21 protein-coding genes are annotated in these 20,728 nt (G+C 72.5%); 10 read left to right on the top strand and 11 right to left on the bottom strand.

All coding sequences use genetic code 11. The annotated features are described in order from the left end of the window. Positions 1–58: 58 nt before the first annotated feature. Complete coding sequence (locus tag QMG73_RS35750) at positions 59–601, top strand: TetR/AcrR family transcriptional regulator (RefSeq protein WP_281903287.1); 543 nt, start codon at positions 59–61, stop codon at positions 599–601. Further along, entirely contained in the window at positions 598–1,368 is a 771-nt protein-coding gene (locus QMG73_RS35745; RefSeq protein WP_281903285.1) for a sulfite exporter TauE/SafE family protein, read from the top strand. The genes QMG73_RS35750 and QMG73_RS35745 overlap by 4 nt, the downstream gene beginning before the upstream one ends. Before the next feature lie 3 nt (positions 1,369–1,371). On the opposite strand, the gene QMG73_RS35740 is transcribed toward QMG73_RS35745, so the two are convergent. From QMG73_RS35740 to QMG73_RS35730, 3 genes are read right to left on the bottom strand one after another with little or no spacing between them, the layout of a single operon-like run. Next, complete coding sequence (locus tag QMG73_RS35740) at positions 1,372–2,304, bottom strand: GTP cyclohydrolase, FolE2/MptA family (protein ID WP_281903283.1); 933 nt, start codon at positions 2,302–2,304, stop codon at positions 1,372–1,374. 56 nt (positions 2,305–2,360) lie between these two features. Beyond that, entirely contained in the window at positions 2,361–3,053 is a 693-nt protein-coding gene (locus tag QMG73_RS35735) for a hypothetical protein (protein WP_281903281.1), read from the bottom strand. Continuing rightward, complete coding sequence (locus QMG73_RS35730) at positions 3,050–3,775, bottom strand: ABC transporter ATP-binding protein (protein WP_281903279.1); 726 nt, start codon at positions 3,773–3,775, stop codon at positions 3,050–3,052. The genes QMG73_RS35735 and QMG73_RS35730 overlap by 4 nt, the downstream gene beginning before the upstream one ends. A 74-nt stretch (positions 3,776–3,849) precedes the next feature. Here QMG73_RS35730 and QMG73_RS35725 point away from each other — a divergent pair, with 74 nt between their 5' ends. The 4 genes from QMG73_RS35725 to QMG73_RS35710 all read left to right on the top strand — a co-directional run bounded on the left by QMG73_RS35725 (position 3,850) and on the right by QMG73_RS35710 (position 7,990). Next, positions 3,850–4,311 (top strand): DUF5709 domain-containing protein, encoded by a 462-nt coding sequence (locus tag QMG73_RS35725; protein ID WP_281903277.1) that lies wholly within the window; start codon positions 3,850–3,852, stop codon positions 4,309–4,311. A gap of 69 nt (positions 4,312–4,380) precedes the next feature. Beyond that, complete coding sequence (locus QMG73_RS35720) at positions 4,381–4,902, top strand: PadR family transcriptional regulator (RefSeq protein ID WP_281903275.1); 522 nt, start codon at positions 4,381–4,383, stop codon at positions 4,900–4,902. Continuing rightward, entirely contained in the window at positions 4,899–5,576 is a 678-nt protein-coding gene (locus tag QMG73_RS35715) for an ABC transporter ATP-binding protein (RefSeq protein ID WP_281903274.1), read from the top strand. The genes QMG73_RS35720 and QMG73_RS35715 overlap by 4 nt, the downstream gene beginning before the upstream one ends. Continuing rightward, entirely contained in the window at positions 5,576–7,990 is a 2,415-nt protein-coding gene (locus tag QMG73_RS35710; RefSeq protein ID WP_281903273.1) for an FtsX-like permease family protein, read from the top strand. The genes QMG73_RS35715 and QMG73_RS35710 overlap by 1 nt, the downstream gene beginning before the upstream one ends. Here the strand turns inward: QMG73_RS35710 and QMG73_RS35705 are convergent, their stop codons facing one another. The 3 genes from QMG73_RS35705 to QMG73_RS35695 form a co-directional block, all read right to left on the bottom strand. Next, the gene (locus QMG73_RS35705) at positions 7,991–9,487 is read right to left on the bottom strand and encodes a multicopper oxidase family protein (RefSeq protein WP_281903272.1); all 1,497 of its coding nucleotides are present in this window, start codon (positions 9,485–9,487) and stop codon (positions 7,991–7,993) included. Next, the gene (locus QMG73_RS35700; protein WP_281903270.1) at positions 9,487–9,957 is read right to left on the bottom strand and encodes a DUF6220 domain-containing protein; all 471 of its coding nucleotides are present in this window, start codon (positions 9,955–9,957) and stop codon (positions 9,487–9,489) included. Before QMG73_RS35700 ends, QMG73_RS35705 begins: the two co-directional genes overlap by 1 nt. Before the next feature lie 106 nt (positions 9,958–10,063). Beyond that, positions 10,064–10,711 (bottom strand): lysoplasmalogenase family protein, encoded by a 648-nt coding sequence (locus QMG73_RS35695; RefSeq protein ID WP_281903267.1) that lies wholly within the window; start codon positions 10,709–10,711, stop codon positions 10,064–10,066. A 71-nt stretch (positions 10,712–10,782) separates the two neighbouring features. On the opposite strand from QMG73_RS35695, the gene QMG73_RS35690 reads away from it, so the two are divergent. Both QMG73_RS35690 and QMG73_RS35685 read left to right on the top strand, forming a co-directional pair. After that, positions 10,783–12,432, top strand: coding sequence for a sugar ABC transporter substrate-binding protein (locus QMG73_RS35690; protein WP_281903266.1), 1,650 nt, complete (start codon positions 10,783–10,785; stop codon positions 12,430–12,432). A 1-nt stretch (position 12,433) separates the two neighbouring features. Then, positions 12,434–14,035: a glycoside hydrolase family 13 protein gene (locus tag QMG73_RS35685; RefSeq protein WP_281903265.1), complete on the top strand. Its 1,602-nt coding sequence runs from the start codon at positions 12,434–12,436 to the stop codon at positions 14,033–14,035. 80 nt (positions 14,036–14,115) lie between these two features. Here the strand turns inward: QMG73_RS35685 and QMG73_RS35680 are convergent, their stop codons facing one another. Both QMG73_RS35680 and QMG73_RS35675 read right to left on the bottom strand, forming a co-directional pair. Next, the gene (locus QMG73_RS35680) at positions 14,116–14,298 is read right to left on the bottom strand and encodes a DUF4236 domain-containing protein (RefSeq protein ID WP_281903263.1); all 183 of its coding nucleotides are present in this window, start codon (positions 14,296–14,298) and stop codon (positions 14,116–14,118) included. 57 nt (positions 14,299–14,355) lie between these two features. After that, positions 14,356–15,333 carry a glutamate ABC transporter substrate-binding protein gene (locus QMG73_RS35675; RefSeq protein ID WP_281903261.1) on the bottom strand — a complete coding sequence of 326 codons (978 nt, stop codon included), beginning with the start codon at positions 15,331–15,333 and terminating at the stop codon, positions 14,356–14,358. A gap of 133 nt (positions 15,334–15,466) precedes the next feature. Between QMG73_RS35675 and QMG73_RS35670 the strand changes: the two genes are divergently transcribed. Further along, the gene (locus tag QMG73_RS35670; RefSeq protein ID WP_281903260.1) at positions 15,467–17,161 is read left to right on the top strand and encodes a tetratricopeptide repeat-containing diguanylate cyclase; all 1,695 of its coding nucleotides are present in this window, start codon (positions 15,467–15,469) and stop codon (positions 17,159–17,161) included. 293 nt (positions 17,162–17,454) lie between these two features. Here QMG73_RS35670 and QMG73_RS35665 read toward each other — a convergent pair whose 3' ends face one another. From QMG73_RS35665 to QMG73_RS35655, 3 genes are all read right to left on the bottom strand, one after another. After that, entirely contained in the window at positions 17,455–18,159 is a 705-nt protein-coding gene (locus QMG73_RS35665) for an ester cyclase (RefSeq protein ID WP_281903258.1), read from the bottom strand. A 97-nt stretch (positions 18,160–18,256) separates the two neighbouring features. Beyond that, the gene (locus tag QMG73_RS35660; RefSeq protein ID WP_281903256.1) at positions 18,257–19,321 is read right to left on the bottom strand and encodes a TolB-like translocation protein; all 1,065 of its coding nucleotides are present in this window, start codon (positions 19,319–19,321) and stop codon (positions 18,257–18,259) included. Continuing rightward, positions 19,318–19,851 (bottom strand): SigE family RNA polymerase sigma factor, encoded by a 534-nt coding sequence (locus QMG73_RS35655; RefSeq protein WP_281903254.1) that lies wholly within the window; start codon positions 19,849–19,851, stop codon positions 19,318–19,320. The genes QMG73_RS35660 and QMG73_RS35655 overlap by 4 nt, the downstream gene beginning before the upstream one ends. A gap of 92 nt (positions 19,852–19,943) precedes the next feature. Here QMG73_RS35655 and QMG73_RS35650 point away from each other — a divergent pair, with 92 nt between their 5' ends. Next, a complete protein-coding gene (locus QMG73_RS35650) occupies positions 19,944–20,723 on the top strand; it encodes a methyltransferase domain-containing protein (RefSeq protein ID WP_281903331.1) in 780 nt (259 codons plus the stop codon). Positions 20,724–20,728 lie beyond the last annotated feature (5 nt).

Here is a 20,728-nt window from a genome sequence, read left to right as displayed (position 1 = left end):
TGACTGTACGATCGTCTTAGACAGTTGTGCAAGACATTTGTTTGAGTAGGATGCGTTCATGGGAAATCGGGAGGACCTGCTGGCGGGGGCGAAGCGCTGCCTGTTCGACAAGGGCTACGCGCGCACCACGGCCCGCGACATCACGGCGGCGTCCGGGGTGAGCCTGGCGGCGATCGGATACCACTTCGGCACCAAGGAGGCGCTGCTCAACGAGGCGCTCCAGCAGGCCATCGAGGAGTGGGGCGACGAGCTGGCCGAGACGCTGTCCACCAGTACCGACTTCGAGACCGCCTGGCGGCGCGTCATCGAGTCGTTCAGTGCTAGCCGTCCACTGTGGGCGATACAGTTCGAGCTGTTGGCCCATCTGGAGCGGGCGCCCGAGCTGCGGGACGCGTTCGCCGAGGCCAACCGCCAGGCCCGGATCGGCCTCGCCGATCTGCTGCGCGGCCTGCATCCCACGGCCGGCGAAGCCGAGGCGGTGCGGATCGGCGCCTTCTACCAGGTACTGCTGGCCGGGCTGGCCGCCGTGTGGATGGTCGACCCGGACGCCGTCCCATCCAGTGACGAACTGCTGGCCGCGATGCGTACCATCGCAACGTGATCTTGGAAGTCGACCTGAGCCCACTCGAAGCCTTAGCCGTGCTCGGCGCGGGGGCGGCCGCCGGCGCGATCAACGCCGTGGTCGGCTCGGGCACACTCATCACCTTTCCGGTGCTGCTGGCGCTCGGGTACCCGCCGGTTGTGGCGAACGTCTCCAACACCGTCGGCCTGGTGCCCGGCTCCCTCTCCGGCGCCTACACCTATCGCCGGGAGCTGGCCGGGTACGGGCGGCTGCTGCTCACGCTCGCCATCGCGGCCACGCTCGGCGCGATCACCGGCGCGCTGCTCCTGCTCTGGCTGCCGTCGGCCGCGTTCGACGCGATCGTGCCGGTATTGATCGCGCTCGCGCTGATCCTCGTGGTGGCCCAACCCTGGCTGGCCCGCCGCCTGGCCGGCCTCGGGAAGGGCGAACACCGGCCGGTCGGGCCGCTGCTGCTACTCGGCGTGTTCGCGGCCGGCACCTACGGCGGGTACTTCGGCGCGGCACAGGGCGTGCTGATGATCGGCCTGTTCGGCGTGCTGCTCTCCACCGACCTCCAGTGGCTCAACGGCATCAAGAACCTGCTCACCGGCCTGGTCAACGCGGTCGCGGCGGTGCTGTTCATCATCGTGGGCGACATCGCGTGGCAGCCGGCGCTCCTGATAGCCGCCGGCTCAGTGGTAGGCGGCTTCGCGGGCGGCCTCTGGGGTCGCAGACTCCCCCCAACAGTGCTACGCGGCGTGATCGTGGTGGTGGGCCTGGCGGCGATCGTGAACCTGCTGGTTTAGGAACTACCCGAGGTGTACGAGGTCGGCCGCGGGGGCTTCGACCCGGGCGAGAATGTCGTGGCCGTGGATCGACTCGTAGCTCTCGGCGACGATCTCGACCACCAGGTCGCCAAGGCGGTCGCCATCGATGTCGAGCATCCGCACTCCGCTCGCGACGGACCGGACCACGTCTTCCACGAACTGCGGCCGGAAGTGCGCGCGGCGCACGAGGTCGTACTCGTCCGGCCGTTTCAGCAGCTCCTGGGTGAGCGTGGTGCGTGCGGCGAGCACCTCATGGAGCCGGTGGTAGCCGGGCAGGAGGACCGGATCGGCTGCGCTGACGCTCAGCTGAACCCGGCCGCGCTGGCTGTGCGTGGCGATCGGCACGCGCGTGAGCAGCGCGACGCCGTCCTGCGGGCTCAGCCCCGTCTCCCTGATCAGGTCGGTCAGGCTGTATCCCTGCATGCACGGACAGGCAGTCATGTTGGTGGCGGCGACGGCCTGGGTGGTCCGTGGCGCACGGCCGGCTACCGCGACGGCCGAGATCTCCACGGTGTCCGGGGACGGCAGGCCGCTGACCCGGGTGTGCGTCACGAGCGGCGCCCGAGCCGCCAGCCGCACCTCGACCCGCTCCTGCCGCTGGCTCTCCCGTACCCGCCCGGCGATCGCGGCGGCGTGGTCGCTCAACGACGCCGCGGCACCGTCCTGCAGCGCGCTCTGGATCCGCGACATGTGGATGCCGCGCTGCTCCTCGCTCAGCGATACCCGCACATCCACGTCACAGAGCAGCGGCAGGCTGCCCGCGAGGAGCTCGTCGGTCACGTGGAGCAGGACCTGCTGGTTGCGCACCGACACGACGGGCAGCGCTATCGGCACCGCCGGCTGCTGGTTCGGCACGTCGTAGAACGATTCGTCGAACGGGGCCGCCAGCGCGCCCGCCGCGGATGACGTGAGCATGGGACCACGGTAGCGGCGAGCGCTTTCAAAACGCTTTCACCACCATCCTTTGTGGACTAGGTGTTGCGGCGGCGGAGCGCGGCGTAGCCGGCGAGCGCGGCGAGCGTCCACGCGAAGGCGACAGCGGTCTGTACGCCGAGCGCGGGCGCGTCCAGACCGTTGACCGTCGCACGCGCCGTCGGCAGCAGCGGCGGCACCAGCCACGGCACCGGCGAGCCCTTGGTGCCCAGCACGAACGCCAGCACCGTGCCGCCGGCCAGCACCGCCAGCCCGCGCGCCGCGTTGCCGACGACCGCCCGGCTCGCGAGCGCGCCCAGCAGCAGCGCCGGCGGCGCCAGCAGCAGATGCGCCCACACACCGGCGGTCACGCCCGAGGCCAGCGACGCGTCGCCGGGCTCCTCCGGGCCGGTGATGCCGCCGATCAGCCACGGCACCGCGAGCGCCATACCGATCAGGGCCAGCGCCGGCACCAGCGCCGCGATCAGCCCGGCGGCCAGCTCCCGCCCGCGGCCACCGGCAGCCACAATGGACAGTTGACGTTGGACATCGGGCTCGACGTTGAGCAGGATCTGGGTCTGCCACGCCAGCACCGGAAACATCACCGCCGCCGAGAACCCGTACGCCTCACCGGCCTGCGCCCGCCCGCCACCGTAGATGACGCCGAACACCACGAGGGCGGTCAGCAGCGGCGCCAGCGCCCGCCCGGTGCGCACGAACCCGGTCAGCCGCATCCGGACCAGCGCGCTCATTTCTCCCGTACCCCCAACACTCGATGGCCGGCGGCGCGCAAGCTGGCGACGGCGGTCGGCACGTCGGACGTCGCCACCGCCACCTCGATCACGCACTCCAGCCGCTCGTCGGCCGCCTCGACGAGCGCCCCGTCGACCAGCTCCCACCGCCGCACGCCGGGCAGTTCGCCGGCGCTGCCGAGGTGGTCGCTGATCAGCGCGCGCCCACCCGCCGCGACGGTCTCCGCCACGATCAGCGGCACCTCGGCGCGCGTGGCCGCGTCCAGCCCTTCCCACGGCTCGTCGAGCACCAGCAGGTCGGGGCGGCACAGCACCGCCTGGATCAAACCCACCTTCTGCGCCGAACCCTTTGACAGCTCGGCCATCGCGGTATCCAACAGCCCCGCGCAGTGCAGGCGCTCGGCCCAGCTCGCCACCACGCGGCCCGCGTCGGCCGCCGCGAGGCCGCGGATCCGCGCCATCCCGATGAGGTACCGGCGAGCCGTGAACGGCTGATCGGCGGGGAACCGCTCCGGCACGTACCCGACCCGCGCCGGCCGGTCACGGACCGCGCCCCGCTGCGCGCGCAACAGCCCGGCCGCGAGCCTGAGCAGCGTCGACTTGCCGACGCCGTTGCGCCCCACCACGGTAGCCGCCTCACCGGGCCGTAACTCGATGCTGGCACCGCGTAACACCCACGGTTCCCCGCGCCGGTACCGGAGCCACACATCGTCGAGTCGCACCGCTCGATGGTGCCACGCGGCAGCTGGCGGTTGGGATGGCGATCATCGGGCGGGAGGCGGCATATGGTGGGGGGATGAGCCAGGACGAACGGGCTGACGGGTTCGACACGTGGAACGTGGTCGAGGACGACGGGGTGCTGGACACCTCCGACACGCTCGACGACGACCGGGTCGCGGACCCGCTGGACACCGGCATCGCGCCGGGCGACCGTTGGGCGGGAGCGAACCGCTTCGGCACCACGCCGGCCGAGGCGCGCGCCGGTGAGTCGCTGGAGCAGCTGCTCGCCGAGGAGGAGCCCGACGTCGACCCGTACGCCGATGACGCGGACGACGAAGACGAGTTGACGCGGCGCGGGTACGAGCGGGACGCGCGGGCCGGCCGGCTCGTCGCCGACGACCAGGGCTTCGGTGAAGACAAGGAGGCCGCGTCGGTGGCGTGGGACGCCGGCATCGACGCGGGGGGCGCCAGCGCCGAGGAGGCCGCCGTGCACGTGGTCGACGATCCGTTCGGCCAGGGAGACGGCCCTCTGCGGTAGGTGCCGCTGGTTGACGCGGTAGGTGCCGCTGGTTGACAGGCCACTAGTAACTCAGTTACTACTGTCTCCGTGACGATCGCGGAGACCCTACTTGGCCTGCTCGAACCTGCCCCGCGGCACGGTTACGATCTGCGCCGGGAGTATGACGCCCAGTTCGGCGAGCGGCGACCGGTCAAGCCGGCCCAGGTGTACGCCACGCTCGGTCGGCTGGCCCGAGACGGCGACATCCACGTCGTGTCCGTGGAGCAGGTCGGCGGGCCGGAGCGCACCACGTACGCGCTCACGCCCGACGGGGTGACCCGGCTGGAGCGCTGGCTCGCCGAGCCCGAGGCGCACACGGCCTATCTACAGTCAGTGATCTTCACGAAGGTGATCCTGGCGCTGCGGTCGGGGCGCCCGGCCGACCGGATCCTCGATGCCCAGCGCACCGCGCACACCGCGGCGATGCGCGAGCTGCTGCGGCGCAAATCCGGTGCCGACCTCACGACCGTACTGAGCTGTGACTTCACCATCTTCCACCTGGAAGCCGACCTGCGCTGGCTCGAGCACACCGCGGCCAGACTCGACAAGCTGGCCAAGGAGCTCTCATGAGTGAGCCACTGCTGCGCGCGACCGGCCTGCACCTGGCGTTCGGCCAGACCAAGGCCCTGGACGGCGTCGGCATCGAGGTGCGCGCCGGGGAGATGGTGGCCCTGGTCGGCTCGTCCGGTTCGGGCAAGTCGACGCTGCTGCACTGCCTGGCGGGCATCCTGCGCCCCGACAGTGGCGAGGTCGTCTACCGTGGCGCCCGCCTCGACGCCCTCTCCGAGGAGGCGCGCAGCCGGCTGCGGCGCGACGAGTTCGGGTTCGTGTTCCAGTTCGGCTCGCTGGTGCCGGAGCTGACCGCGGTGGAAAACGTCGCCCTGCCGTTGCGACTGGCCGGTGCCAAGCGGCGCGGCGCCGAGGCCAAGGCCCGCGAGTGGCTGGAGCGGCTCGGCGTGCTCGACGTCGCCGCCAAGCGCCCCGGCGAGATGTCCGGCGGCCAGGGACAGCGGGTCGCGGTCGCGCGGGCGCTCGTGGCCGGCCCGCGGGTGGTGTTCGCCGACGAGCCGACCGGCGCGCTCGACAGCTTCAACGGCGAGCTGGTCATGGAGGAGCTGATGGGCGCGGCCCGCGCGCAGGGCGCGTCCGTCGTGCTGGTCACCCACGAGATCAGGATCGCCGCGTACGCCGACCGCGAGATCGTCCTGCGCGACGGCCGCGTCACCTCACCGGTGGCTATCTGATGGGGGCGTTCGATGTGGCGCTCGGGGTGCGGCTGACCCTGAGCGGGAGCCGGGTGCGGCTGCTGATGATGGTCGGCGGGGTCGCGGCCGCGGTCGCGCTGATGCTCGGCATGGCCGGTGCGCTGCCCGCGGCGGCGGAGCGGATCGGCAAGACCACCGGCCGTGGCGTCGAGCCCGTGGGTGGAGGGGAGGCGCGCACCGAGGGGGTACGGGCACGGCTGTCGGTCGGCGTGTGGCGCGGCCATCAGGTACGCGTGCTGCTGGTGGCGAAGGCGGGGTCGACGGCGGTGGCGCCACCCGGTGTGCCGCGGACGCCGGGTCAGGGTGAGGTCTTCGTGTCCCCGGCCCTGGCGGCCGCGCTCGACGGCCCGCGCGGCGCGGAGCTCGCGCCCCGGCTGCCCGGCAAGGTCGCCGGCACGGTCGACCGCGAGGGACTGGTCGGTCCCGACGAGCTGTACGCGATAGCGGGCGTCAGCGCCGGCGCGCTCGACGGCGTCGGCGCGACCGGGGAGTGGGCGCCCGACTTCGCGAAGCCGGCCGGCGGCCTGTTCGCCGGGCAGAGCGCCTATGTGGACGGCACCGGCATGCGGCAGTCCTCCAGCCCCGCCGAGGCGATGCCGCTGGTGCTCGGCCTGGCCGCCGTCGGCCTGATCACGCCGCTGCTGGTCCTGGTGGGCACGTCGACGCGGCTGTCGGCGGCCGCCCGGGAACGGCGGGCCAGCGCCATGCGCCTCGTGGGTGCCACGCCGCGCCAGCTGCGCCGGCTCGGCGCCGTCGAAGGTGCCATCGTGGGCGTGCTGGGCGCCGCGGCCGGGCTCGCGCTGTTCTACCTGCTCCGCGCGCCGGTCGCGGCCGCGATCCCCATCCAGGACGGCCTGTACGCGGGCGACGTCGCGCCGCCGCTGGGAGTCACGCTCGCGGTACTGCTCGGCGTGCCGGTGCTGACCACGGCGGCCGGCGTGCTGTCGCTGCGCCGCGCGCTGTCGACGCCACTGGCCGCGCGGCGCCAGGTCGCCCGGTCCGGTGCCGGGCTGCTGCGCCTGGCACCGCTGGCCGCCGGGCTTCTCGCACTGTCCATCGTGTACGCCGACCGTGGCGCCCTCGCCACCGGTGCCTTCCACGCCAAGGCGCTGCTGTTCGGCGGTGGAGCGGCGTGCCTGGTGGGCCTCGCGATCAGCGGCGCGGCACTGTCCAGATTGGCCGGTGCGCTGCTGGCGCGCTGGGGCCCCGGACTGGCGAGCCAGTTCGCCGGCCGGCGGCTGCTGACCGACCCGGCCGGCGCGGCGCGCACGGTCACCGGCACCGCGCTGGTGGTGGTCGTCGTCGGGTGGCTGATGGCGTTCCTGCCGCTGCTCACGTCCAGCCAGAACGAGGGCAACGGGCACCTGATCGGCGTACTGCCCGGGTCCACCGTGGTCGTCACGCTCGCCGCCGACTCCGATGTGGACGGCGCGGTGGCGGGTGCGCGCGCGGTACCCGGTGTCACCGGCGCGGTCCCGTTTCGCGACGTGACGCTGCGCCGGCCAGGCGTGCCGGTGCCGGACGAGATGGACCTCGACAACCCCTCCGTCGACCAGGGTGTCCGGGCGGTCGTCGCGGACTGCGGGGCGCTCGGCACGCTGCTGGGCACACCGGTGCCCGGATGCCGGCCCGGTACCGTGCAACGGCTGTCCACAAGCGAGTTCGAAGCTCACGCGCTGGCCGGTGCCGGCAGGCTGGCGCCGGACGGCAAGGGGCGCGCCGTACCGGTACCACGCGGCATCGACACCGTCACGCTGCCGGACGGGCTGACGCGGGACGTGTCGTTCGGCTTCACCGTCCGGGGTGACCTGCTGGTGCCGCCCGCGATGCTGGCCGGGTGGGACGAGCCGGGCCAGTGGTTCCCGACGTTGCTGGTCGCCACCGACGGCCGTGCGGACACCGTCGAGGCGGTACGCACCAGCCTCGGCGCGACCGCGATGGCCCTGCCGCCAACGACACCGGGGGAGTCCGCCGAGCTGGCACGGTCCGAATCGGACGGTTACCGGCAGGCGGCGCTCATCGCCGCGCTCGCCGTGGTGCTCACCGGCGGCCTGTCCCTCGCTGTCACCACCGCCGACGCGGTCCGCGAACGGTACCGGGTGCACGCCGCGCTGACCGCGATGGGCACACCGGCACGCCTGCTGCGCCGAGGGGTACTGCTGCACACCGGGGTGCCGCTGCTGCTCAACATCGGGCTGGCCATCCTGGTCACGGCGGCCACCTCGTGGCTGTACGTGCGGGTGACCGCCCAGGCGCTGGCGGTCGTGCGCCTGCCGTGGGCCGGGTACGCCGCCATCGGCGCCGCCGCTGTCGTGGCCAGCCTCCTGGCGACCGCCGCCGTGCTGCCGTTCGTGCGGGCGGCCACCCGTCCAGACGCGCTGCGCACCGAGTAGTCACTCGGGTTCGTTGCCGGCCCGACCGCCCACTGTGTACGGTGTGGTCACACCCTCGTACATCAGGTGGGCGGTCAGGCCCTCACCCGCGTGCGGCAGGTTGTGGCAGTGGTCCATCCAGATGCCCGGGTTGTCGGCGACGAACGCGATGTCGTACGACTCGCCGTTTCCCACGTCGAGGGAGTCGACCCACCACGGGCTGCCCGTCGCGGATCTGCCGTCGCGAGACAGCACGAGCGCGTGGTGGCCGTGCAGGTGCATCGGGTGTGCCTCGCCGCTGTGGTTGGCGATCCGCATCCGCACCACGTCGCCCTCGGCCACCGTGAACATGGGCACGTCCGGGTACAGGTGGCCGTTGATGCTCCACCACAGTCCCGGCTTGCCGTCGAGGAACCCGGGGCGCCGGCCGATGTCGTACTCGAACCGCCGGTCCGCCCGCTCCGGGTCGAACGCCAGCGCGGCCGGCGTGCCGTATCCGAGCGGGTCGAGCTCGGCGGCCGGCTTGGGGACCGCCGGTGCGCCCGCGCCCAGCAGCAGCGCCGCCGAGCCGCCCAGGTGTACCCGCACCCCGCCGCCGTCCGCCGGCATGCTGATCGAAAGGTCCGCACGGGCGCCGGCGGTGACCGGTACCGCCACGTCGCGCACCTCGGTCGGCCCGTGCACGTCGGTGCCGTCGATCGCGACAAGCGTGAACGGCGCGCCGGAGACCCACGCGGACATCCTGCCGTTGTCGGTGTTGACGATCCTGACCCGCACCCGCTGGCCGGGCGCGGCCGGCACCCGCACGTCACCCTCCTGCCCGTTGACCGTGCGGATCCCGTCGTAGACGTGCACGAGCGCGAGGGTGTCGGCGGGGTCGGGGCTGACGACGAGCGCGCCCAGCATGCCGCCGACCACCTGCGCGTGTGACACCTGGTGCGAGTGGTACCAGTAGGTGCCCGGGTCGACCACGAACCGGTACGTGTGGGTGCGACCGAGGCCGACCGCGTCCTGGGTGACCCCGGCGACGCCGTCGGCGGCGTTGGGCACGTCGACGCCGTGCCAGTGCAGGGCGACCCCGTCGGGGACTGACTCGTTGATCAGGGTCACCTGGACGAGCTGGCCGGCCGTGGCGCGGATGACCGGGCCGGGGGACTGGCCGTTGAGCGTGTACCCGCGCACTTTCCGGCCCGACGCCAGCGCGAACCGTTCCTGCCGCGCGGTCAGCGTCAGCGCCACGTCGGGCGGGCGCGCGGGATCGGCGGTCAACGCGTCGACCGACCGTCCACTGTGGCCCACGTGTGCGTGCGCGGCTTGATTGTGTGTGGCGCCGCCGGCGTCGGCGTACCCGTGGTCCGTCACCGCGTACGTCGACGGCAGCCGGCTCGCCTGCCAGTACCAGAGAAGCGGGCCGGCCACGGCGGCGGTGGCGACGCACGCCACCACCAGCCGCAGCCGCACCCTTCGGCCCGGGTGCCCGCGCTCGCGGAGCGAGCGCCAGTTAGCAGAGCGGCGCATCAGGCCGTCGTCGGCACCCGGTGCTCGCCCACCGCGGTCGGGGTACCGGTGATCGTGCGTTCGCGGCGCGCGGCGTACACGGCGGCGCTGAACAGCAGCAGCGCGTTCAGGCCGTGCAACGCGCCGAGGAACGGCACCGAGTGGCCGCTGATGCCCAGCACGATCTGCAGCACGACGAGCAGGAGCACCAGCCCCGCCCACTTCACCCCGCCCCGGATCCGGGCGAAGAACGAGACGATCAGGAACACGAGGGCCAGCAGCGGAATCACCATCATCCCGTTGATGCCGTGGATGGCGAATCCGACCACCTCGTCGAACGGCGTCGTGTCGCTGTCCATGACGGCCTTGTCGAGCACCCCGCCGTCTTCGATCCATTTGCCGAGCCCGGCGACCGCGTAGACCATGGCCATCGCCTGGATGACCACCTCGGCCGCGATGATGTACGCCAGCACACGGTAAGCGGTTCTCATCGGCTGTCCCCCTCTCGCGCACCCCCTGGCCAGGGAATACGACCCGTGATCTCAGCATCGACCCAGCGTGGCCGTCCGACAAGACTGGATTTAGTAGGATTAGGCCTTACGGGGGACCGGGCCACCCACTTACCACCAGCCCCTGACCCAACAGGTAGGTGGCCATCACCCATGCGGGCCCGCCGGCCCGCGTGCCGGCTAGGTCCGCCCCCAGCCGGTCCGAGATCAGCAGGGCGTCCGAGACCAGGAGCAGACCCGCGCCGGCACCGACCCGCGCGCCCTGCGTCGTCGCCGCGGCCGCCATCGCGGTCAGCAGCATCGAGTACGCGGACAGCGGCACCGCCAGCCCGGTGGCGCGTAGCCCGGGCCACAGTCGCGCGAGCACGAACCCGGTCAGCGTCCCGTAACCGGCCGGCGCGACCCACCCGATCCGCCTCCCACCGCGCCGCGTGAACTCGGCGGCGTAGATCGCGTACGCGGCGAAGAACAGCGCGGCTCCGGCGGCCAGCGCGGCGGTGCCCCGGAAGCGCAGCGCCACGTCGCCCGCCCAGGCGAGGGCGAGCGCCACCAGCAGCCGCCGGCTGACCCGCCGCCCGCGTTCCCGGCACGCCGCGATCGCGTACAGGGCCAGCAGCGGCATGAGCAGCGGCTTCGCGACCCAGCGCACCCGTTCCCCGCGCGCGCCAGCCGCCAGCACGTCGACCGCCCCCACGGCCGCGTACAGTGCGGCAGCCCGCCGAGAATGCGACAGCACACCCCATCGTCTCGCCCCGCGCCGCCGCGCGTGCCGGAACGACCGCCCCCGCCTGAGGTAGGTTGCCGACCGTGGACCAAGGGGTGGACTGGGGTGACATTCCCACCTGGCTGTCGTCGATCGCGACGGTGGGCGCGCTGCTGTTCGCCGCGCTCGCCGCGCTGGCCGCCCAGCGGGTGTACCGGATCGAGTCCGAACGCGACCGCGTCAACGCCGAGCAGCGCAAGGAGCAGGAGGCGTACCTGCGGCGCACCCAGGCGGCCCTGGTCTCCGCGTGGTGGGGGCACGAGGCCGGCGCCTGGGGTGCCTTCGTGCGCAACGCCTCGGAGACCCCGGTCTACCAGGCCAGCCTCACCGTGCTCGACGTGCACGACCCCGATGTCCACGAACGCGTCGATCTGCCGGTGATCCCGCCGGCCGGCGAGCCGATGTTCCGCCCGACGGGGCTGACCGACGGCGGCGGCGCCGGCGCCGACTACCGCGTGGAGATCACGTTCACCGACTCGGCGGGCGCCCGCTGGATACGGGACCAGCAGGGGCGCCTGTCGGAGCTGCGGCCCGAGGTGGTGATCTGGGCCGACGAGCGGCGGGCGCGGGCGCTGCGCGGGTTCGCGTCGGAGTTCCTCGCCACGCACGGCGTGAAGGTGCGCTTCCGCACCGGCCGGATCGAGGCCCTGCGCGACGATCTGCTGGGCGGCCAGGAGGCTCCGGACATCCTCGTAGGGCCGCACGACTGGCTCGGCCGGCTGGTGCGGGCCGGTGCCGTCGAGCCGCTGGTCATGTCGCAGCGGCGGCGGGAGGGCTTCCTGCCCGAGGCGGTCGCCGCGATGACGCACCAGGGCGAGCTGTACGGCGTGCCCTACGCGCTCGACACGGCGGTGCTGCTGCGGCACACCGGGCTGGCGCCGGAGCAGCCGGCCACGTTCGAGGAGTTGCTGGCCACCGGGCAGGCGCTGCGAGCGGAGGGGCGCGCCGACGAGGTGCTCGCCATGCAGGTCGGGCCGGACGGCGACGCGTACTACATGTACCCGATCCTGGTCGCCGCCGGCGGCCGGCTCTTCGACCGCAACCGCGGCGGGGTCCTCGACCCGAGCGCGGTCGCCGTCGACGCGCCGGAGACGGTGGCCGCGTTCGACCGCTTCCGCGACCTCGGCGCGCGCGGCACCGGGGTGCTGCGCCGCGAGATCGACCGCGAGCGGGCCACCGAACTGTTCGCGGCCGGGCGCACGCCGTACCTCATCTGCGCCTCCCGGGTCCTGGCCGACCTCGCGCGGGCCGGGCTGCCCTTCGCGGTCGGGCCGGTGCCGCCGTTCGAGGGTTTCCCGGCGGTGCGCGCGTTTTCGTCGGTGCACGGGTTCTTCCTGACCCGGCACGGTCCCAACAAGACCATCGCCCAGGACCTGGCCGTGCACTACCTGACGCGCACCGAGGTGGCGCTGGCACTGTACGAGGCGCAGCCCCGGCCGCCGGCGCTGCGGCTCGCGCTGGAGCAGGTCGTCGACACCGATCCGCGGGTCGCCGCCTTCGCCGCGGAGTGCCGCAACGGCGACCTCATGCCATCGGTACCAGAAATGCCGGACGTGTGGCGGCTGCTGGGGCGCGCGGAGGCCGACCTGATCGCGGGCGCGGACACCGCGGCGACCGTCCGGCAGCTCGCGCAGGGGTTGCGGTCGGCGCTGGGTGCGCGGCGCTCCGCGCCGGCACCGCGGGCGGGAGTCTGAGGTGGGCGACTGGGCGCGGTCCGCGGTCGTCTACCAGGTGTACGTGCGCAGCTTCGCCGACGCGGACGGTGACGGCGTCGGCGATCTGGCAGGTGTACGCGGGCGGCTCGACTACCTGGCCGAGCTGGGCGTCGACGCGGTGTGGCTGACCCCGTTCTACGCGTCGCCGATGGCCGACGGCGGCTACGACGTGGCCGACTACCGGGCCGTGGACCCGATGTTCGGCACGCTCGGCGACATGGACGCGCTGGTGGCCGGCGCGCACGCCCGCGGCCTGCGCGTGATCGTCGACGTGGTGCCGAACCACACCTCCGACCGGCACGCCTGGTTTCAGGAGGCGCTCGCGGGAGTGCCCGGCGCGCGCGACCGGTACATCTTCCGCCCCGGCCGGGATGGCGGGCTGCCGAATAACTGGCGTTCGGTGTTCGGCGGGCCGGCGTGGACCCGGCTGGACGACGGCGGCTGGTACCTGCACCTGTTCGCGCCCGAGCAGCCCGACCTGAACTGGGATGACCCGCGCGTGCGCGACGAGTTCGACAGCGTGCTGCGATTCTGGCTCGACCGCGGCGTCGACGGCATCCGCGTCGACGTGGCACACGGCCTGGTCAAGCCGCCCGGCCTGCCCGACGCCACCGACCCGGGCTCCTCCGGCCGCCGGCCGTACTTCGACCAGGACGGCGTACACGAGATCTACCGGCGCTGGCGGCGCCTGCTCGACGGGTACGACCCGCCACGGGTCGCGGTGGCCGAGGCGCGGCTGCGCGACGTGGCGCGCACGGCGCTGTACGTGCGGCCGGACGAACTGCACCAGGCGTTCAACTTCGACTTCCTGTGGGCGCCGTGGTCCGAGACCGGCCTGCGCGAGGCGATAGACAGGTCGCTGGCCGCGATGGGCGCCGTGGGTGCGCTGCCCACCTGGGTCATCGGCAACCACGACGAGGCCCGCGTGGCGACCCGGCTAGCGGCGGGCCCCCTGCCGGCGGGCATGGCCGACCGCCCTGTGGAGTCGCCGACGCCCGAGCGCGGTCTTTTGTCGGCGGCTTATGCGGCGGACGCGGCGGTCGGGCTGCGGCGGGCGCGGGCGTTGGCGCTGGTCAGCCTCGCGCTGCCCGGCTCCGCCTACGTGTACCAGGGCGACGAACTCGGCCTGCCCGAGGTGCTCGACCTGCCACCCTCGGCCCGCGAGGACCCGATCTGGCGCCGCTCCGGCGGGGCGCTGCTGGGCCGCGACGGCTGCCGCGTGCCGATCCCATGGTCCGGCGACGCGCCGCCGTATGGCTTCGGACCGGACGGCAGCCGGCCGTGGCTGCCGCAGCCGGCGTCGTGGGCCAGCCTGTCCGTGGCCCGCCAGCGCACCGACCCGACGTCGACCTGGTCCCTGTACGCGGCCGCGCTGCGCCTTCGCAAGTCCTTTGTGGACGAGCCGTTCCACTGGCTCCCGGCGCCGCCGGGCGTGCTCGCCTTCGCACGCGGCGCCAACATGGCGTGCGCGCTCAACCTAGGCCCCGACCCAGCGCCGATCCCCGGCGCCATCGCGCTGTCAAGCGACCCGGGAGAACCCCTCGCCCCCGAAACCGCCACCTGGTACACGCCCTCCCCGTGATCAGGGCGTCCCTCAAGTCGTTAGGGCGACTTCAGGGACGCCCTGATCACGCCGCGCGGCGGCGTGATCGTCTGTGGAGGTCAGTCGCGGGAGCGGCGGCGCTGGCGCCAGGACAGCGGGCCGGGCAGGTCGACGCGGTGGGCGCGGGCGCGTGAGTTCCACGACCAGCGGCCGACCTTGATGCTCCACGAGGAGAAGCCGTTCTCGGTGAAGTTCAGGATCAGCGGACCGAACTTCTTGCGCTTGCGGAAGATCAGAGGCATACCCGCAGATTGCCCGACGTCACCGTCCGCGAAACCCGCGCTCCGATGTGGAGCGGGTCAGTCGCGGTAGCGGGGGACGGGTGGTGGCGGGACCGTGCCCACCGCGCCGAACCAGTATCGGTAGCTGGCTGTCCAGGAGCCGTCGGCGCGCATCTGGTCGAGTACCCCGTTGACGAAGCGGACCAGGTCGTCGCGGCCCTGCGGCATCGCGATGCCGGCCGGGTCGTCGGTGACGCGTTCGCCCACGATGCGCGTGTTCGGATCCTGTACGGCCAGCGTGGCGAGCAGCGTGTCGATGCTGGACACCGCGTCCACCTGGTTCTGCTGCAGCAGTACCAGGCAGTCGACCAGCAGGTCGGCGGCCACCGCCAAGGGTTTGGACGCGGCCTTCTGCAGGTTGGGGATGCTGCTGCTGCCGTTGGTGGCGCACACCTTGCGGCCGCCCAGGTCGGCGAGGCCGTTGATACCGGAGCCGTCGCGCACCAGCAGCCGCTGGCCCGACGACAGGTACTCCGTGGAGAACGCCACCTGCTTCCAGCGCTCGCAGTTCATCGTCATCGTGCGGATGACCATGTCGACCTCGCCGCTCCGCAGCACCGGTATCCGCTGCGCGGTCGAGATGGCCCGGAACGTCACCGCGTCCGCGCTGCCGAAGATGGCCGCCGCGATCCGCCGCGCGACGTCGACCTCGAACCCGACCAGCTGACCGTCCGGATTTCGGTAGCTGAAAAGGTACGCGTCCTGGTCGATCCCGACGACAAGCCGGCCCTTCTTCCGGATCGCGTCCATGGTGGAGCCCGCGGGCATGCGCCCCGGCGCCGGCAGGGCGCCGCGCGGTCGCAGGCTCGCGCGCCGGTCGCAGCCCTCGTCGGCCGCCGGCGCCGCGCTGACCAGCGGCGCGGGATCGTGGACGCCGACCGGCCGCGGCTCGGCGCCGGCCGCGCCGTGGTCGGCCGGTAGGCCCGTGGTGGTTCCGCATCCAGCGACGAGCACGGCCGCCAACACGACAGCGGCAGCGGTACTGACACGCGTCATGCTGGCATCATGGCAACACCAGACCACCGTCCCGACGCCGTAGAGAGCTTGTGTGTGCTATCAACAGTGAGTGCGACCCGCGCTGGCACCTCTCACCGACGCGGGCCAGCCGCGCGCCGGGGAGGGTGTAGCGGTGACCGTCGACGCTGACCTCCAGCAGCGAGCCGCGGAGCTCGTCGACCGGGCCGAGATCGCCCGTAACCAGGGTGACTACCGCGCCGGCGCGGCTCTGGCCCGGCAGGCGGCCGACCTGGCCGCCGCGGTGCGTGACGATCAGTTGCACGCGGCGGCGTTGCGGGTGCACGCCGTGCACTCGGTGCGCCTCGGCGACCACGAGCAGGCCGTCCGCTCCACCGAGCTGGCCGCCCAGCTGCTCAGCGGCGGGGGCGACGACCGGGCACTGTGCAAGGTGCAGACCGTGCAGGCGCTGGCCTACACCAAGCTCGGCCTGTACGACGAGGCGTTGCGCGCGCTGTCGACCGGCCTCGACATCGCCGAGCGGGTCGAGGAGCCCGAGCTGCTGTTCTGGGTGTTCAACCGGATCGGCGGGGTGCACGGCTTTCTCGGCGACTACCGCCAGGGCAAGGCTTTCCTGACCCGGGCGCTCGACCTGGCTCGCACCGACCTCGACGACGAGTCGGTCTTCTGCATCCTCAACAACCTCAGTGACAACGCGGTCGGCCTGGTCAAGGAGCTGCGCGCGGCCGGCGATCCCACTGCCGCGGAAAACGCGCTCGGCGACGGCCTGTCGTACGCCAAGGACGCGCTCGTGCTGGCCCGCTCCGCCCAGCACCCGTACCGCGAGTCGATGTGCCTGGGCAACTTCGGCACCCTGCTCACCCTCGCGGGCGAGTACGACGAGGCGACCGAGATGCTGAAGGTCTCCGGGAAGTTGGGTGCCGAAAACGGATACAAGTCGCTGGAGCTGGCCGCGCTGCAGGGCATCGCGACCGTCCACCTTGAGCAGGGGCGCACCGCCGAGGCGATCGCGATCCTCGGCACCGTACTGGAGATGGCCTCCGAGCCCAACGAGAAGACCACCATCATGGTGGTGCACCAGCAGCTCGCGTCGGCGTACGAGGCGCGTGGCGACGCGGCCACCGCGCTGCGCCACTACCGCACCTACCACGAGGCCGAGCGCAGCGTGTACTCGGCGATGGCGGAGACCCGCGCCCGGCTGCTGACCAACCGGTTCGAGCTCGACAACGCCCGCCTGGAGGCCGAGCGCGCCCGCCTGGAGGCCGCGCTGCACCGGGTACGCCGGGAGGAGCTGGAGCAGGAGAAGCTGGCCTGGCAGGCGGAGGCCCGCGAAGACCAGCTCACCGGCCTGTGGAACAGGCGATACCAAGACGAGGAGCTGGCCCGCCTGGTCGGTGCGGCGACCGCCGGCAACCGTCCACTGTGCGTGGCTGTCGGCGACGTCGACCGGTTCAAGGGCATCAACGACCACTTTGGACACCCCGTCGGCGACGAGGTGCTCAAGCGGCTCGCCGGCATCCTGCGCGGCGGTTCCCGCCCCGATGACCTGGTGACGCGGATGGGCGGCGAGGAGTTCTGCCTGGCGTTCCCCGACACCGACCTGCCGGCGGCGCGCGACATCTGCGAGCGGCTGCGCGCCGCCGTCCAGACGTATGACTGGGGCGCGTTGCGGCCGGGGCTGGCCGTGACGATCAGCCTGGGCGTGGCCCGGCTGGCGCCCGGCAGCACCGCCACCCAGGTGCTCGACGCGGCAGACGCGCAGCTCTACCGCGCCAAGCGCCACGGCCGCAACCGCGTCGAGCCGGTACAGCGCACGTTCGCGTTCGTCGTACCGGACCCGACCGCGTAGCCGCGCTCGCGTCCCCACGTACAGCGCCCGCCCCTTGCCCGCCGATCAAGGGCAAATGCACGTGGTTGGATCTCTTTTTCGCGTGTTTTTGCCCTTGATCCATGCGGATGGCCTTGATCGCGGAGGCCCGTGCTGTCAGGCGCGCGTCGGCTCGACCGCCCGGCGATGCCCGTCGGTCCGGCCACCGGCTGGCCCGGCCGTCCGCGCCGATTGTGGTCTGCGGGTGGCCGCGCTCCCGCGGTTCGGCGCCGGCGGCGGGCGTGTCGGCGTCCTCGGGTACCGCGGGCCGGACCCTAGCCCTGTGGCATGTCCACGGCGCCGATCTGGCGGAGGGCGCCCAGGAAGTCGTAGCTCCACCACGCCTCTTGGATCATGCCGTTCTCGAGCCGGTGAATTGTCGTACCGGTCATCGTGACCTTCCGCTTGGTGGGCGCGATCCCGATGAACTCGCCGGTGTGCGTGCCCGTCCAGGTCCACCGGTTGCATACCTTGTCGCCCTCGGCGATCTGGTCGTCCAGCGTGAACCGGAAGTCGGAGAACGCGGCGTGGTACATCTGCACCTCCGCGCGAGCCATGTCGATGCTGGTGTTCTGCTCCTCGTTGTTCGGGTCGAACTCGCGGTAGCCGCTGTCGAGCACCTGCTCCAGCGCGTCGAACTCGCCCGTGGAGATGACGTCGAAGAAACGGCGGCACACCATCTTGTTGAGCTGCTCGTCGCGCACCACGTCGAGGTCGGTGAACGTCGGCGGCATGTCGCAGAGCGCCACCATCTCCTCGAAGATGCGGTTGGTCTCCGGCAGGTTCGACTGGCGCATCGCCTCCTCGTACGAGGGAAACTCCACGATCTCGATCACGTGGTGCTTGTCGGCCCGATCCGTGGCCACCGTCGCGTGGGTCGCGGTTCGCTTCCCGTGGGTCTGCTCGACCCATTTGTCCAGGAGTCGATTCATGTCGTCGACTCTGTCGGTCTTGCAGTCGATGATCTGAACGAAGGTCATGACCCTCACCTCATCTCGGGGCCCCCGTGGCAACCTCAGCCCAGCGTAGGAGCGCCCTGACCAGCGCGAAGGCATTATCGAAGCCGGTAACCGCCGGTCAGCGGTCGGATGAGGCGAGGCTGACCGATGCCCTGCCGGGCAGCGTGAGCACGGTTTCGAACCGGCCGGGGTCGACCAGCGCGACCATGGTGCGGGTGTCGTCGCAGAAGCCCACCACGAGCCCGTCGGTGGCGTTGTAGGCGATGAGGAGCGTTTCGCCGCCCCGCGGCGCTCTCACGTCGTGCCGGGTCACGTACTTGGGGTCGCTCAGCTGGTACTCGAGCAGGGCGGACAGCCCGCCGGCGTCGTAGACGCCGATCAGGATGCTGTTGCCGGGGCCGAGTAGCACGGTGAGCCGCTGCTCGTTGGGCTCGACGACGTTCACGCCCTCGGGTACGTCGAGCGTGATATCGGTCTTGGCACCGGTCGCCGGGTCGTAGCGGGTCACCACCGGGTCGGCTCCGGCCGGGCGCATGAACGGGTCGGAGACGTAGACGATCTCGCCGCTGGGCAGGACACCGTCGGCGAAACCGTACGGCACGTCGGAGGTGTGCTGTGCGCCGTCGCGGGTGTCGAGGCGCAGGTACCACTTCTGGCGTGGTTCGGTGCCGTCGGTCAGCAGCAGCCAGCGGCTGTCGGCGGACCATTCGAGGCCACCCATGCCGCCGGTGACAGGCCAGACGGTGTCACCTGTCAGGTCACGCACGAGGTAGCGGTCGGGCGCGAGGCCGTACGCCAGCCAGCGCCCATCGGGGGAGAGCAGGCCGGGGTTGGGCAGGATGTAAAGGCGCGCGTCCCTGGTGACGAGGTAGCTGCCGCCGAGGGTGGTGTACGCGTACGCCGCGCGGCCGACAGCGCCCGTCGAGGGCAGGGTCTGCGCGTCGGACTCGGGCACGGGCCAGGCCGCCACTGGCAGCGGCATGGGCACGGGCGACGACTTCTTCGGCAGCGCCGCGACCACTCCGCCTCCGAGCGCGACGGCGAGGACCGCGGCGGCGGCCGCGATGACGGTACGCCGGCGGCGGCGCCGGCCCGTTTCGGCGAGTACGGCGTCGACGGAGGCGTACGAGCCGGCCTCGGCGGCCAGGTCCTCCAGCGCTCGCGACAGTCGGGGGCTGGTCATGGTGTCACCTCCGCGCGGAAGTCGGCGAGCAGGTCGGGGGCGAGTTCACGCAGGCGCTGGAGCGCGGCGTGAGTCTGTGACTTCACGGTGCCGACCGAGGTGCCCATGGCGTCGGCGGCCTGTGCTTCGGTGAGATCCTCGAAGAATCGCAGTACGATCACGGCTCGCTGGCGCGCGGGCAAGGCCGCCAGGGCTCGGCGGAGGCTGATCCGGCGTACCGCTGCCTCGGCCTCGTCTCCCGTGCCTCGCGCCGGGCCCGCGGCGAGCACCTCGTCGGCGGCCGGGCCCGCGACCTCGACGTAGCGGCGTCGCCGCCACCACGAGGTGCGTTCGTTGACCATGACGCGGCGCACGTACCCTTCGGGGTTGCCGCCGGAAAGGACGCGCCGCCAGTGTGTGGCCGTCTTGGCCAGCGCCTGTTGCAGCAGGTCCTCGGCGAGCTGGTGGTCCCCGGTCAGCAGGTACGCCGTGCGGGACAGCGCCGGGCCACGGGTGAGCACGAACTCGTGCAGCCCCTCGTACCGCTCCATCGCACCTCCTCGCCCGGGTAAACGCCACCGGTACCCAAAAGGTTGGGGTCTGCGAATAGAGTGCCCAGAAAGGGGGGACACGCGTGTCCGGGATGCTGGAGTTCGATGCCGAGGCGGCCCGCGAGGTCGAGGCGGTCTACCTGACGGCCGACGTCGTCCAGCAGCGCCGGGAGGTGTCGCGGCTGCTCGGGTTGGCGGCGGGCGAGGCGGTGCTGGACGTCGGCAGCGGCCCGGGCCTGTTGGCCACCGAGATGGCCCAGGAGGTCGGCCCGACCGGGCGGGTCTGCGGGATCGACGTCAGCGACAGCATGCTCGCCCTCGCCCGGGCTCGTGCGATGCCGTCCGGTAGCGCCCCGGTGGAGTACCGCCTCGGTGGCGCGGACGCGGTGCCGTATCCGGACGGGTCTTTCGACGCGGTCGTGTGCACGCAGGTGCTGGAGTACATTGTGGACATCCCGGCGGCACTGGCGGAGGCGGCGCGGGTGCTCCGGCCCGGCGGGCGGCTTCTGGTCCTGGACACCGACTGGGACTCGATCGTGTGGCACAGCGGCGATCCCGACCGGATGCGCCGGATCCTGCTGACCTGGGAACAGCACCTGGTGGATCCGTTCGTGCCCCGCACGCTGGGCCGGGAGCTGCGCCGGGCCGGGTTCGAGGTCGCACCTCCACGGGTGTTGCCGCTGCTCAACGTCGGCTACGAGCCCACCACCTTCAGCGGTCGGGAGATCTCGGTCATCGCGCGGTTCGTGACCGGCCGCGACGGGTGGAGCGACGCGGACGTCGACGGCTGGGCCGAAGACCTGCGCGCGCTCGGCCCCGACTACTTCTTCAGCCTCAACCGCTACATCTTCCGCGCCACCAAGCCGCGGTAGCGGGC

This window comes from Phytohabitans aurantiacus, from assembly GCF_027923225.1.
Classification (GTDB): domain Bacteria; phylum Actinomycetota; class Actinomycetes; order Mycobacteriales; family Micromonosporaceae; genus Phytohabitans; species Phytohabitans aurantiacus.
The sequence above is the reverse complement of the archived record's forward strand: the minus strand, read 5'-3'. Positions and strand labels throughout refer to the sequence as shown.